Source organism: Candidatus Hydrogenedentota bacterium (assembly GCA_018005585.1).
In the GTDB taxonomy this organism is placed as follows: domain Bacteria; phylum Hydrogenedentota; class Hydrogenedentia; order Hydrogenedentales; family JAGMZX01; genus JAGMZX01.
This window is the reverse complement of sequence record JAGMZX010000158.1, coordinates 1-13,115: the sequence shown is the minus strand read 5'-3', so window position 1 is coordinate 13,115 and position 13,115 is coordinate 1. Positions and strand designations below refer to the sequence as shown.

At 63.0% G+C, this 13,115-nt stretch carries 12 protein-coding genes; 11 read left to right on the top strand and 1 reads right to left on the bottom strand.

Features of this window, described 5'->3' with window-relative positions; genetic code table 11:
- The 11 genes from KA184_20080 to KA184_20030 form a co-directional block, all read left to right on the top strand.
- A partial coding sequence (locus KA184_20080; protein ID MBP8131883.1) for a TIM barrel protein occupies nt 1–2,338 on the top strand: 2,338 nt, incomplete at its 5' end.
- Between the two features lie 419 nt (nt 2,339–2,757).
- Nucleotides 2,758–3,168, top strand: a complete 411-nt coding sequence (locus tag KA184_20075) for an ATP synthase subunit I (protein ID MBP8131882.1) — start codon at nt 2,758–2,760, stop codon at nt 3,166–3,168.
- A 131-nt stretch (nt 3,169–3,299) separates the two neighbouring features.
- A complete protein-coding gene (locus KA184_20070) occupies nt 3,300–3,611 on the top strand; it encodes a hypothetical protein (GenBank protein MBP8131881.1) in 312 nt (103 codons plus the stop codon).
- 4 nt (nt 3,612–3,615) lie between these two features.
- Nucleotides 3,616–5,676 (top strand): hypothetical protein, encoded by a 2,061-nt coding sequence (locus KA184_20065; GenBank protein ID MBP8131880.1) that lies wholly within the window; start codon nt 3,616–3,618, stop codon nt 5,674–5,676.
- Between the two features lie 117 nt (nt 5,677–5,793).
- Nucleotides 5,794–6,312, top strand: a complete 519-nt coding sequence (locus KA184_20060) for a V-type ATP synthase subunit K (protein ID MBP8131879.1) — start codon at nt 5,794–5,796, stop codon at nt 6,310–6,312.
- A gap of 52 nt (nt 6,313–6,364) precedes the next feature.
- Nucleotides 6,365–6,955, top strand: a complete 591-nt coding sequence (locus KA184_20055) for a hypothetical protein (protein ID MBP8131878.1) — start codon at nt 6,365–6,367, stop codon at nt 6,953–6,955.
- An 18-nt stretch (nt 6,956–6,973) separates the two neighbouring features.
- On the top strand, nt 6,974–7,966 hold the full coding sequence (locus KA184_20050; GenBank protein ID MBP8131877.1) for a V-type ATPase subunit: 993 nt from the start codon (nt 6,974–6,976) through the stop codon (nt 7,964–7,966).
- A complete protein-coding gene (locus KA184_20045; GenBank protein ID MBP8131876.1) occupies nt 7,959–8,279 on the top strand; it encodes a hypothetical protein in 321 nt (106 codons plus the stop codon). Before KA184_20050 ends, KA184_20045 begins: the two co-directional genes overlap by 8 nt.
- Before the next feature lie 50 nt (nt 8,280–8,329).
- Complete coding sequence (locus KA184_20040; protein ID MBP8131875.1) at nt 8,330–10,087, top strand: V-type ATP synthase subunit A; 1,758 nt, start codon at nt 8,330–8,332, stop codon at nt 10,085–10,087.
- A gap of 108 nt (nt 10,088–10,195) precedes the next feature.
- The gene (locus tag KA184_20035; protein MBP8131874.1) at nt 10,196–11,596 is read left to right on the top strand and encodes a V-type ATP synthase subunit B; all 1,401 of its coding nucleotides are present in this window, start codon (nt 10,196–10,198) and stop codon (nt 11,594–11,596) included.
- Nucleotides 11,597–11,651: 55 nt separating this feature from the next.
- Nucleotides 11,652–12,284, top strand: a complete 633-nt coding sequence (locus tag KA184_20030; GenBank protein ID MBP8131873.1) for a V-type ATP synthase subunit D — start codon at nt 11,652–11,654, stop codon at nt 12,282–12,284.
- 390 nt (nt 12,285–12,674) lie between these two features.
- Here the strand turns inward: KA184_20030 and KA184_20025 are convergent.
- On the bottom strand, nt 12,675–13,115 hold a 441-nt coding region (locus KA184_20025; GenBank protein MBP8131872.1), incomplete at its 5' end, for a hypothetical protein.

The following is a 13,115-nucleotide window of genomic DNA, read 5'->3' as shown; positions in this document are numbered from 1 at the left end:
CAACCGCTTCGACGCGTACCTGAATTTCCAGCGCCATTTCGAGCGCATGGGCGACGAACTCGGCAACAAGCTGTCCACGCTCGTGTCGCTCAACTTCGGCCACTACTTCCTCAAGGAAGGCATCTACGCGAGCATCGGCGCGGAGACGGCGCAAGCCCTGCCGAACAGTCAGGTCTATTACGCGTTCATCCGCGGCGCGGGCAAGCAGTACGGCGTACCGTGGTTCGGCAACGCGTCCGTGTGGAATCGCTGGGGCTACAAGGCCTACGGCACGCCAGGCGACGACCACAGCCCCACCAAAGGCACAAGCCTCAACCTGCTCAAGCGGCTCCTGTACAGCCACATTCTCTACAACTGCGTCTTTGTTGGTTTCGAGTCGGCTTGGTTCGATGGCGACGCGCTCAGCCCCGTCGGCCGTATCCAGCAGGCCGCGCAGCGGTGGGTCAAAGAGCACGGCCAGCCCGGCGTGATGCAGACGCCCGTCGCGCTGCTGCTCGATTTCTACAGCGGCTGGTCGTTCCCGCGCCACCTCTACACGGACAACCTCTACCGCGTCTGGGGCAGCATCCCCTATGCGCCCGGCGACTACTTTACCGACGGTGTTCTCGACATGCTGTATCCCGGCTACCAGGACGCATCGTACTTCCACGACGAGACCGGTTTCCTCACTCCTACGCCCTATGGCGATATCGCCGACTGCCTGCTCAGCGACGCGCCCGGCTGGCTGCTCGCGCGGTATCCGCTCATCATCGTCGCGGGCGAACTACAGGCCGGCGCGGAGACCGAAGATAAGCTGCGCGCCTATGTCGAGCAGGGCGGGCATCTGGTGATTACAGCGGGGAATCTAACGAAGATGCCGGAATTCTTGCCAGGGCTCGCTGCCGGAAGCGAATCGGTCCTTGTCCGTGCCGATACAGACATTGTATGCGGTGATTCGACGGTCCGCGAATCGCAAGATTGGTGGATGCGCGGGCTGACGTTGCCCGAACAGTCGCGAGTACTTGCCAAGTGCGGCGATTTCGCCGTGGCGGCCCAGATATCATCAGGCAAGGGCCGTGTAACGGCGCTGGCCAGCGAATTCGGCGTTCCGATGCGGAGTTCCGCCTCGTATCCCATAGCGAATGAAGTGGACAAGCCGCTGGCAAAGCCCTATGCACTCTTGCAGCATGTCCAGCACATTCTGGGCGCCGCCATTCACGAACAGGAATTGTTTGGAGTGGGGGAGGGTCTCGGCCTGTCGGTTTGCCGCAAGGAACCCGGCCTCTACACGCTCGGCGTCTTCAACAATGGGCTGACGCCGCGCCCATTCCGGATCACGTCGCGTATTGGCGAAATCGAAGCGGTCACGGAACTGCCGCTAGACCAATCGGAGAAGGGCGCGCCCGGTTATTTGCCGGAAGGCTCCGAGAACGCCGCCGTCGGAGTCAGCACGGAATCCGAGATTGCCGGGGGCGACGTGCGCATCTATAGCGTGCGAGTCCGCGAGGAAAACGTCGGGGAAGTCCCGCACATTGCGCCGCCGCCGCGCCCCAAGGGCCGCCTGTTGCCCCTTCGCGGCCAGCGCATGCTCAAGGAGGAGATTCTCGCGCGCCCAACGTTCTTCGAGCATTTCGACGGCGTGCTGCTCGACTGGCGCTATCTCGATGTGCGCGCGCCCGAGGCGCTGCAGCAGGAATCCGGCTGGCTCGAGCGTCAGGGACTTGATATCTGGGTCGATCTCAGCTCAGGCATCAACCTCTATCCCGGGCTGCGCCTCGTCAACAACGACCCAGCCGAATATGAAGCCAGCATCAACAAGATAAAGGGTATCCTCGACAAAATGCCCATACTCGGCGCGCGCAACCTCGTCCTCTCTCTCCACCGCACACCGGAAAACAATATCACGCACGAAGAGACACAAGATTCGTTCGTCGAAACGCTCAGCAAGATTGCGGAACTCGCCGCGACACAGGACATTACCGTTCACATGCGGATGAGCATGAAGGCCGTCACGTCCGTGGGCGAAGCGGCGCAGATTCTGGACCGCGTCAACGCGCCTAACCTCCGCATCGCCACGAGCACCGCGCTCATAATGTCCCAAGGCAACGAACCGGACTACGTCCGCGAGCAATTGGGCAACCGCCTGGGACTGTGGCTTGCCAGCGCACCGGCGAACGACGGCAATGGACGTCTATGGACGGTTCATGGGTCCCTTGCGGAGGATGCGACGGTCTGCGAGCGCCTGAAGACCCTGCTGGCCACCACGCCGGAAGTCCCCATTGCGCTCGACGCCGTATTCGACAACCCGGATGAGGAATACCGCGACATCCGCATGCTCGAGAGGGTGCACGGTGAGTAGGGGACTGGCACAAGCGAGTCGCAGTTTCGCGGAATGCTTGTCCGCGGCGCCGGGAGGAAGAACCACCGGGGCGCGCCGCCAGGGAAAGAAGTATTGCGACTGCGGCGAGTCCTGGCCGCGTCTCGGGACTTGACATCGGTGTTTTTTGCGGAGTACCCTACCGACCGTTAGGTATCCTGCGGCCCGAAAGGACATTCCGGGCGCGCGGTCGTGAAAGCGGGTTTTTCGAGAATTGACGCCGGTGGTGGGAGGAGCCAAACAAGAAAAACCCAGGAGAGGCGAACGCGGAAGTACGCAGCTTGGGTGTCTGGAAGAAGGACTCTCGCGATTCCGGGCATGGAACGGGCAGCGGAGCGGGCCGCCGGAATTGCCGGGAGGTGGAATCTCGCCGGGCGATGTCACAGGATGCGCAACGACAGTTGAAGCAGATGCGCCGCTGGGTGGCCGGACTGGGCGCGGTGGTGTTGGCGCTGTGCGGCGTGGGAACGGCCTGGTTTGACACGGTGGCGGCCGTCGGCTTGGTCTTGGGCGGTTTGGCCGGGCTGTTGGGTTTCTGGCTGCTGGCGTCGCGGGTGGAGCGGCTGCGCGGCCGCGTGCCGGCGCGCCCCGGGCGGTTCTGGTTCGTGTGGACCACTGTGCGGCTGGGGCTGTATGCAGCGGTGTTGCTGGGCGGGTGGCGGCTGGACCCGGAGCGTCTGTACGCGCTGATGGCGGCGGCGATTGGGCTGGTGCTGATGCAGCCGGTGCAGGTGGCTGCGGCGCTGTTGAGTCTTGAGCGCGGCGTAGTTAAACAGAATGGAGAGGCGAAGGAAGTTGAACGCAAATCCTGAAATGGGCTACGGTATTCATCTCTGCTGCCGCGGAAGAATTCCCGAAGTGCCTTGGGGAGCGTTCTGTCGGTGTGCAGCGGAGGCGCGGGGAATGATAACGCGGGCGTCGCGTTAATGCGCGGAAGGTGACTATGAAATCGCTCATCGATGACATTCTGACTCTGGAAAGCGAAGCGAATGCGGCGCTGGAAGAGGCCCGTGCGCGGGCGAAAGAAATCGAGAAAACGGCAGACCAGCGGATAGGTCAGGCGCAGGATGAGGTGCAGGCGGTGGTGGAACGGCGGCTGGCGCAGTTCCGTGCGGAAGCCGAGAAGAAGCACCAGGAAGCGCTGGCGCAGGCGCGCGCGGAGCATGAGCAGGCACTGAAGAAACTGGAACAGGTTCCAGCGTCCGTTCTAGACGAACAAGTGCGGCGGGTCGTCGCCCGTTTCCGCGAGTTGTAATCCCATGCCTATCGACCGCATGAAAAAGCTGACCTTGTTGTGCCAGGTGTCCGAGGCCCAGCGGCTCATGCGCACCTTGCACAGCCTGGGTATCGTGGAGGTTTCGAATGTCTTCGAGCAGCACGAGGCGGCGAAGGAACACCTGCAGCGGCAGGAAGTCTCGACCGAAGACAGCGACCGCGAGTTGCAGCGCGTCAGCCTCATACTCGGGTTGATTGATGCGCTGGCGCCGGAACAGAAGTCGTTCGTGGCGGGGCTGGCGCCTGTGCCGCTCGTGATAGATCCGAAGGAATTGGATGAGGTTCGGCAGCACTTCCGTCTCGATGATCAATACACGGCAGCGCACGAACTCGACGCCGAGTACCGCCGCGCTGAGCGGGGTATCAGCGACATCCAGAACAAGCTGAAGGACCTCAAGCCGTTCGAGGATTTGCCCTTCCGGGTTGGCGACCTGCAGAAGCTCCAGTATGTGCGCGTGTTGTTCGGCACGATGTCGCCTGCGGCGCTGGACGAACTCGCCCGGGACCCGGCCGTCCCAAAGACGCTCGCGTGCGAGCGCGTCTTGTCGGGGCCGTATCACCGGAAGGACGGCGCGCCGGTGCCGGACAGGGACGCGAGTTCCGGCAGGGAGCCGGCCCGGGTGCTGGCCGCGTTCCCGGTTGGCGAGGAAGAGGCGGCGCGCAAGGCGTTGGCCGCGCACGGGTTTGAGGAAGTTTCGCTGCCGCAGGTCTCGGGCACGGTGCGCGACCGTATCCGCGAACTGGAATGCGACCGGAGCGCGCTCGAAGCGCAGGTCGAGGAAATCCGCGTCAAAGTGCAGGACCTTGCCCAATACCGGCGGTCCCTGCTGGTGCTGAAAGCATTTTGGGAGAGCTGCAAGAGCCTCACGCTGGCGCGCAGCAGCAGCGCCCACGGCAAGTGGGTCCAGGTGGTCACGGGCTACATTCGGGAGCAGGACGTGCCGCGGTTGCGGGAAGCGCTGCGCGACCACTCGCACACGACCGTGCTGCTGGACGACCCCGCGCCCGGCGAGGCGATGCCCGTGCATATCACGCTGCCCGACATGGTCCGGCCGATCCAGATGCTGGTCAACCTGTTTGGCCTGCCAGCCTACAATACGTTCGACCCGTCGCCGTTCATCATGTTCACTTTTCTGATGTTCTTTGGCATCTGCTTCAGTGACGTCGCCTACGGCACGATGCTCGCCGTGTTCAGTCTGTACCTGATGACAAAGACGAAGCCGTACGCGGGCGTGTACAACTTCGCGCGGCTTCTGTTCTATGCCGGATTGTCCACGGTTGTTTTCGGATTTCTCCTGGGTTCCTGGTTTGGCGACCTGTACATGCCACAGTACCTGGGCGAAAACAACGTCATGTACCGAATCATGAAGGCCACGCAGGTTGTTGACCCGCTCGAGAAGCCTATCGTCGTACTGATGTGCGCGCTGGGCATCGGCATGCTCAACCAGTTTTACGGCATTGCCCTGAAAATGTATTCGGCGCTGTTGCGCGGAGACAAGGCGGAGGCGTTCTGCGACGGTCTGTTGTGGTTGATCATCCTGCCCGGCTTTGTGATTCTGATTGCCGGGATGTTCGCGCCCGTGCCGGGCGTTGTGTTTAACATCGGCTTGACGCTGTTCGCGGTGGGGGCCGTCGGTCTGATTCTGACCCAGGGGCGCGGGTCCGCCGGGCTGGGCGGGCGCCTGATTACGGGCGTGATCAGCCTCTACGGCATCGTGGGGAGTTACGGGCTTACGGCGTTCATCGGCGATACGATGTCCTATTGCCGTCTGCTCGCGCTGGCCCTGACGACCGGCATCGTGGCGCTGTCTTTCAACATGATGGCCGGTCTCCTGCGGCCAATCCCGTATGTAGGCATTTTCTTGTTCATCGGCGTGCTCATTGTTGCGCATGTTTTCAACTTCTTTATCAGTGTTCTCGGCGCATTCGTGCATTCGATGCGCCTTATCTTTGTGGAGTTTTTTGGCCGGTTCTACGCGACCGGGTCGCGGCCCTTCTCGCCGCTGGGTTTCGACTCGCGCACGGCCATCTTGCGCAAGCACTAGTTGAATCGCCGCGGCGGCGGGCGCTGCGCCTGCCGCCAAGGTTGGGATATGGAAGGGTTTAGTTGCTGCAACAGACAGCGGGACGACAGTAGGTAGAGTCCGTAACGGAGACGCACCATGGATCATGCACTTGCAATCGAAATTGGCCGGGGTCTTGCCATTGGCGGCGCGGGTCTCGCGGTAGGCCTGGGCTGCTGCGGGTCTGGCAAAGGGATCGGCATTGCCTCGCAAGCGGCGGCGGGCGTCATCAGCGAGAAGCCGGACCTGTTCGGTCAGCTTCTCGTCATGCTGGCGCTGCCGGGCACACAGGGGTTTTACGCCTTTATCACGGCCATCATGATATTCATGCGCACGGGCCTGATTGCGGGCGCGTGGACCGCCTCGGTCAGCACGGGGGCCGCGCTGTTCTTTGTCGGTCTGGGTGTCGGCATGGCGCAGTACGTTACCGCGATCTGGCAGGGCGAAGCGTCGGCGGCAGGCATCGCGCTGATCGCGCGGCGCAAGGAAGAGTCCGGCCGCGCGCTGCTCTTTCCCGCCATGGTGGAAACATACGCCGTGGTCGCGCTGCTCGCCGGCATCCTGACGATCATCTGGATCACGAATCCGGCCTTCGTCGCGCTGCCCGCTGCACAGTAAGCCCGTACGGATAGAGTCCGGGGCTGCGCCCCGAAGGACAGGGAACAAGGCCATGCCACTTGATCAGATTAGTCATGCGGTGCTGGACTTGGCCCGCACGGAAGCGGACCATGTGCTCAAGGCCGCGCAATTGGCCGCGGACGAGAAGGTCCGCCGCGCCCGGGAAGCCGCGGAGCAGGACGGCGAGCGGCGGTACCAGGCGGCGGCCCGTGCGGTGGAAGAAGACTATTACCGCAAGCTCACGCAATTCTCCGGCGCGGCGAACAAGGAGCTGCTCGCGCGGAAGAACGCCTGCGTGCGCGGCATCTTTCAGACGGCGCGGGAGCGGATAATGGCCCTGCCCGAGGCGGAGTACCTGGCGCTCATGCGGCGGTTGCTCGACCGTGCCGGGGAAAGGCATGGCGGCCGGCTGCGCGTGCACGCGGACGAGAAAGCGCGCTTCGCCCGGTTGCTTGCGGAGTTCAACGCGGGGCGTGCGGCGGAGCTGCTGGTGGCGCTGGACGAGGCGCGCGCGCTCCCCGAGCCCGGTGGTTTCATCTTTGTCAGCGATACGTTTGAAGTGGACCAGACGCTGGGAACGTTGTTGAGTGAATTGGAGCATGAGATGGCGCCGCAAATCGCCGCGGAATTATTCGGCGGCTGAGCGGCACGAGGCGATGCGGTGATCCCGTTAACGAAAAGTCAGAATAAGTGGGGATTCGCGTGCGGCCGGGTCAGCGCCCTGACGGGGCGGCTCATGCCCTGCGAATTCTTCCTGTCGCTGGCGGCGCTGGAACGCACGGACGACCTGTTCCACCGGCTGCAGGACACCTCCTTGCGTGAGCACATGGTGCCGGGCGCGGTCTCGTGGGAAGACTGGAGCACCATCATCGACACCTGCGTGCACGAACTTGTCGTCTCGATACGGCGGGACTGCCCCAACCCGGCGCTCGCGGACCTGTACACGCTTTCCGAGGACTATCTCAACTTGAAGCGCGCGGTGCTCGGGCGGACGCCGTTTCCGTTCCCCGCGGCGCTGTTCCAGGAAGCGAGACTCGTGGAGGTGGCGTCCGGCAATCCGAGTCTGTTGCCGGATGTGATCCGGCCGGCGGTGGCGCAATTGAGCGGCATGGGCGCCAGCGCGCAGGACGCCGTTGTGGCCGATATGGTGTTGGACGGCGCGTATCTCCGGCATTATTTGACACTGGCGGCGGCCGTGGAAGCGCCGCTGGTCCTTTTCTGGGCGCGGGAGCGCGTGTTGAGCCGGGCCGTGGTGGCGCTTTGGCGTGCCTCGCGCATGGGGCGGCCGTTGAAGGGGTTTCAGCAATACTTGTTGCCGCTCGAAGACCTCACGGGAATCCTCTCTGACATCATCGCGGTGAACGACCGGCGCGCGTGGGCCGGCCTGTTGCCGGGCCGCATCGGCGACCTGTTCCGGGAATCTCTTGAAGCGCCGGAAGAAGAACAAGTCGCGCGATTCGAGCATATTTCCGCCAACTATCTGACGGATCTGGCCCGGGGCACGAAACTCCAGACGGCAGGCCCCGAACGTGTGGCCGGCTTTCTGTGGGGCCTCTGGACGGAAGCGTTCAACCTGAAGCTGGTCATCAGCGGGAAACTCAATCGTATCGAGGCCGACGCGCTTCGCGCGAGAGTGAGAGACACCTATGTCTAGAGCGGTCGTCGTGGGAGAGAAATCCCTGATTCTGGGTTTCAGGGGCGTCGGGTTTGAGATCGTAGACGTGAACGACGGCCGGAAACTGCTGACGGAATTGAACCGCCTGGCCCGGGACGGGGAGGTCAAACTGGTGCTGGTCACCGAATCGGTGGCGGCCGAGGCGCCGGAGGCGCTGACGCAGTTCCGGGAGACGAGCCGGGCGATCCTGACGACCATCCCGACGCACAAAGGGAGCCGGCGGCTGGGTTTCAATGAGATGCGGAAGAGCGTCGAGTATTCGATCGGCGTGGACATGTTAGGCAAGGAGTAGGGCGTAGCGGCCCCGCTCGCAGGGTAACCGGATACACAAGGGTAGACACTATGAGCAGCAATCAGGGTGAAGTGGTCAAGGTCTCGGGGCCCCTTGTTGTGGCACGCGGCTTGACTGGCGCCCGAATGTACGAAATGGTGCGCGTGGGCGAGGCGCGCCTGTTTGGCGAGATCATCGAGATTCGCGGCGGCGACTGCTCGATCCAGGTCTACGAGGAGACGGAAGGCATCGGGCCCGGTCAGCCCGTGTTCCGCACGGGCGAAGCGCTCAGCGTCGAACTGGGGCCCGGCTTGATCCGTTCCATTTACGACGGCGTGCAGCGCCCGCTCGACAAGCTGAACCTGGAGTTCGGCGATTTCATCGTGCGCGGCGCGGAAAGCCCGGCGCTGAACCGCAAGGCCCAGTGGGAATTCGCTCCCGTGGCGAAGCCCGGCGACGAAGTGGGTCCGGGCGATGTGTTGGGCACCGTCAAGGAAAGCAAACTCGTCGTGCACCGGATCATGACCCCGCAGGGCGTGAAGGGCAAGGTCGCGAAGATCGGTCCCGTAACGGGCAACGTCGACACCGTTGTCGCGACGATTCAGACGGAAAACGGCCCGGTTGAGGTGAGCATGGTCCAGCGCTGGCCCGTGCGCCATGGCCGTCCGGTGCAGCGCAAGCTGCCGCCGACCGACCCGCTCATCACGGGGCAGCGCGTGCTCGACATGTTTTTCCCGATGACGCAGGGCGGCACGGCCTGCGTGCCGGGCCCGTTCGGCAGCGGCAAGACGGTCGTGCAGCACCAGCTCGCGAAGTGGGCCAACGCGAACATCATCGTGTACGTCGGTTGCGGCGAGCGCGGCAACGAAATGACGGACGTGCTTATGGAGTTCCCGGAATTGAAGGACCCGCAATCCGGCGAACCGCTCATGGAACGCACCGTGCTCATCGCGAACACGTCGAACATGCCGGTGGCCGCGCGCGAAGCGTCCGTGTTCACCGGCATCACCATCGCCGAGTACTTCCGCGACATGGGGTACTCCGTGGCGCTTATGGCCGACTCGACGAGCCGCTGGGCCGAAGCCATGCGCGAGATGTCGGGCCGGCTCGAAGAGATGCCCGGCGAAGAAGGCTACCCGGCGTACCTCGGGTCGCGCATCGCCAGCTTCTACGAGCGCTCCGGCAACGTCATCTGCCTGGGTTCCGACAACCGGCCCGGCTCGCTCTCGATTATCGGCGCCGTGTCGCCGCCTGGCGGCGACTTTTCAGAGCCGGTCGTGCAGGCCACGCTGCGTGTCGTAAAGGTCTTCTGGGGCCTCGACGACAAGCTCGCGTTTGCCCGCCACTTTCCGGCGATCAACTGGCTCACGTCCTATTCGTTGTACCAGGACGTGGTCGACAGACACGCGAACGAGCACCTGACCGCGCAGTGGCAGGCGACGCGCCAGCGCGCCATGGGCATTCTCCAGCGGGAGGCGGAACTGGAGGAACTGGTGCGGCTCGTCGGCATGGACGCGCTGCCCGCGGACGACCGGTTGCTCATGCAGGCCGCCAAGATGGTCCGCGAGGACTTCCTGCACCAGAACGCGTTTGACGAGCGCGACACGTATACGTCGCTGCCGAAGCAATTCCGGCTCCTGTCGGTGATCTTGCATTATTACGACCAGGCGAAGCCGGCGCTCGCGGCGGGCGTGCCGCTGAACAAGCTGCTGACTCTTGAAGTGCTTGAGAACGTTTCGAAGGCGAAACTGGTCGCCGAAGACAAACTGGAAGAGTTCGACGCGCTTAAGAATCGCATTACGGAGGCCGTGGAGGCGTTGCCGCGCTGAAGTTCGCAGTGCAACCTTCAGGTTGTCTTGGAAACAGGCTGGAGCCCGGACTACGAACGGACTGGATAAGCCGCCTCATGGGCTAAGTGCGAAGGAAGGATTAAGACCGTGGTAACGAGAGAGTACCGCACAGCGAAAGAAATCATCGGGCCGCTCATCCTCGTCGAGAACGTGGAAGGCATCACGTACGGCGAATTGACGGACATCAAGCAGCCGGACGGGTCGCTGCGCCGCGGACGCGTGCTGGAGGTGAACGGCAACAAGGCCGTCGTGCAGGTATTCGAGGGCACCAGCGGCCTCGCGCTCGAGGACATCTCGATCAAGTTTCTTGCCAAGGGCCAGGAACTCGGCGTGTCCAGCGACATGCTGGGCCGCGTGTTCGATGGTTTCGGCCGCCCCATCGACGACGGCCCCGCGATCATCCCTGAGAAATGGCTGAACATCAATGGCAGCCCGATGAACCCGTACGCGCGCGACTATCCGAACGAGTTCATCCAGACGGGCATTTCGACCATCGACCTGCTGAACACGCTTGTGCGCGGGCAGAAGCTGCCCATTTTCTCGGCGTCGGGCCTGCCCCATTCGCGCATGGCCGCGCAGATCGCGCGTCAGGCCAAGGTGCTCAAGACGGGCGAGAAGTTCGCCGTCGTATTCGCCGCCATGGGCATCACCTTCGAAGAGGCCGAGTTTTTCATCGCCGACTTCCGGCGCACGGGCGCCATCGAGCGCGCCGTTCTGTTCATGAACCTGGCCGACGACCCGGCCATCGAGCGCATCGCGGTTCCGCGCATGGCCCTCACCGCCGCGGAATTCCTCGCATATGAGAAGGACATGCACGTCCTCGTCATTCTGACGGATCTCACGAACTACTGCGAGGCCCTGCGCGAGATTTCCGCCGCGCGCAAAGAGGTGCCGGGCCGCCGCGGCTACCCCGGCTATCTGTACACCGACTTGTCGACCATCTACGAGCGCGCGGGCCGTATCAAGGGCAAGAACGGCTCGATCACGCAGTTCCCCGTGTTGACCATGCCCGAGGACGACAAGACGCACCCGATCCCGGACCTCACGGGCTATATCACCGAGGGCCAGATCATCCTGAGCCGCCCGATCCACGCCCAGGGCGTTTATCCGCCCGTGGACGTGCTGCCGTCGCTCTCGCGCCTCAAAGACAAGGGTATCGGCAAGGGCAAGACGCGCGAGGACCACGCCGACGTGATGAACCAGCTCTACGCCGCTTACGCGCGCGGGAAAAACGCCAAGGAACTCGCGGTCGTGCTTGGCGAATCGGCGTTGAGCGAGGAAGATATCATGTTCGTGAAATTCGCCGACGCGTTCGAGGACAAGTTCATCCGCCAAGGCGAAGATGAGAATCGGACTATCGAAGAAAGCCTCGCCATCGGCTGGGATCTCCTGGCCATGCTGCCGCGCGCCTCGCTCAAGCGCGTCCGGGAAGCCTGGCTCGAGAAATACTATCCGAAGAAGGCGGAGGGGCCGGAGACCAGGGGCTAGAGGCTGTAGTGCAAGGGTTGCCTGTGGATAGCGCACGGAAAGGAAAGGCTGGCGAATGCGTCTCGCGGTGAATCCGACACGTATGGAGCTGCTGCGGCTGCGCAAGCGGCTGGTCGTGGCGCGGCGCGGCCATAAACTGCTCAAGGACAAGCTCGACGGACTGATGAAGGATTTCGGCGTCTACGCGAGAGAGTACAAGGAGAACCGCCTGTTCGTAGATGCGGAACTGCCGCGCGTGCTCAAGTTCTTCGTGCTCGCGGAAGCCACTTCGTCCCGAGCTATCACCGAGGACGCCCTCGACCTGACCAAGCAGGACCTGATCATCAACGAGAAGCCGCGGCGCGTCATGAGCGTCGTGATCCCGCACCTCGAGATTTCGTTCGGCGAGAGCCAGGGCGGCTACTCGATGATCCACACCTCGCCCGACCTCGACAAGGCCATCGCCGGGCTGAAAGAGTTCCTTGACCGCCTGCTTCGCATGGCCGAACTCGAAGAGACCGTCCGGCTGCTCTGCAAGGAAATCGAAAAGACGCGCCGCCGCGTCAACGCCCTCGAACACACCGTCATCCCGCGCATGGTCGAGACCGTCAAGTACATCAAGAACAAGCTTGACGAAATGGAGCGCTCGACCACCAGCCAGCTCATGAAGATCAAAGCCCAACGCCTTGCCCAAGAGGCCGTTGGCTGAGCGGATAGCGGGAAACAGGCACTCAGCGCCGGGTGGCCTTCGGGCCATCCGGTTTTGTTTTGGGCACAGATGCCGGACCAAGCGGGGAATACTGCACACTTTCCGCTGGTAACGGATAGTTCCCTGGCGTGCAGAGCGGGTGTGGAGACTCACACATTACCAATGTGCCCATAATCGCTATTTCCCGGTCGTTGAAGACCTCGTCGCGGCCGTCTGGAGCCATTTGGACCTCTGGGCGAAACGGAATGAAACACTGAGAAGATCATGCGCACTTATTTGAGACGTTTATGAAACCCCATTTTCTGACGCAGGCCCTGGCACATTTCTCATGGAGAAACGGGGATGCCCGACGCGAGGATGCGCGTATGCCGGGAAAGACGGAGACAGAGGTTATGGTTGCGGCCCCACGCAGAATCCGTCTTCCGTGCCGTCCGCCGGGCAGTAATGATACCCGCCCGAGTTGTAGAACTGTATTAGTCGAAGCAATTCGGTTAGCTTGGTCTGCCAGTCCGGGCCGCTCGGCGCATAGTCGCTGTCGTGCGGGCAGCAGGCCGTGTTCGCGCCTGGACTCGGCACATAGCCGTCTTCCGTGGCGCCAGGATCATCGGCGCAATGGAGCCCGGCCGAGTTGTAGAACTGGATCACGCGCAAGAGTTCAGTCAACTCGATCGAATTACTGTGCGTCTGGTCCGCCGCGTGGTACTCGCTGAAACACGAGTCGCCCTCGCCTTCGCCTTCGCCCTCGCCCTCGCCCTCGCCTTCACCTTCACCCTCGCCTTCGCCTTCACCTTCACCTTCACCCTCGCCTTCGCCTTCACCCTCGCCTTCACC

Bases quoted from the DNA above. Each gene is read 5' to 3' on its own strand.
- KA184_20060 (MBP8131879.1), top strand. From the start codon at position 5,794: ATGGATCATGCACTTGCAATCGAAATTGGCCGGGGTCTTGCCATTGGC.
- KA184_20055 (MBP8131878.1), top strand. From the start codon at position 6,365: ATGCCACTTGATCAGATTAGTCATGCGGTGCTGGACTTGGCCCGCACG.
- KA184_20030 (MBP8131873.1), top strand. From the start codon at position 11,652: ATGCGTCTCGCGGTGAATCCGACACGTATGGAGCTGCTGCGGCTGCGC.
- KA184_20045 (MBP8131876.1), top strand. From the start codon at position 7,959: ATGTCTAGAGCGGTCGTCGTGGGAGAGAAATCCCTGATTCTGGGTTTC.
- KA184_20070 (MBP8131881.1), top strand. From the start codon at position 3,300: ATGAAATCGCTCATCGATGACATTCTGACTCTGGAAAGCGAAGCGAAT.
- KA184_20040 (MBP8131875.1), top strand. From the start codon at position 8,330: ATGAGCAGCAATCAGGGTGAAGTGGTCAAGGTCTCGGGGCCCCTTGTT.
- KA184_20065 (MBP8131880.1), top strand. From the start codon at position 3,616: ATGCCTATCGACCGCATGAAAAAGCTGACCTTGTTGTGCCAGGTGTCC.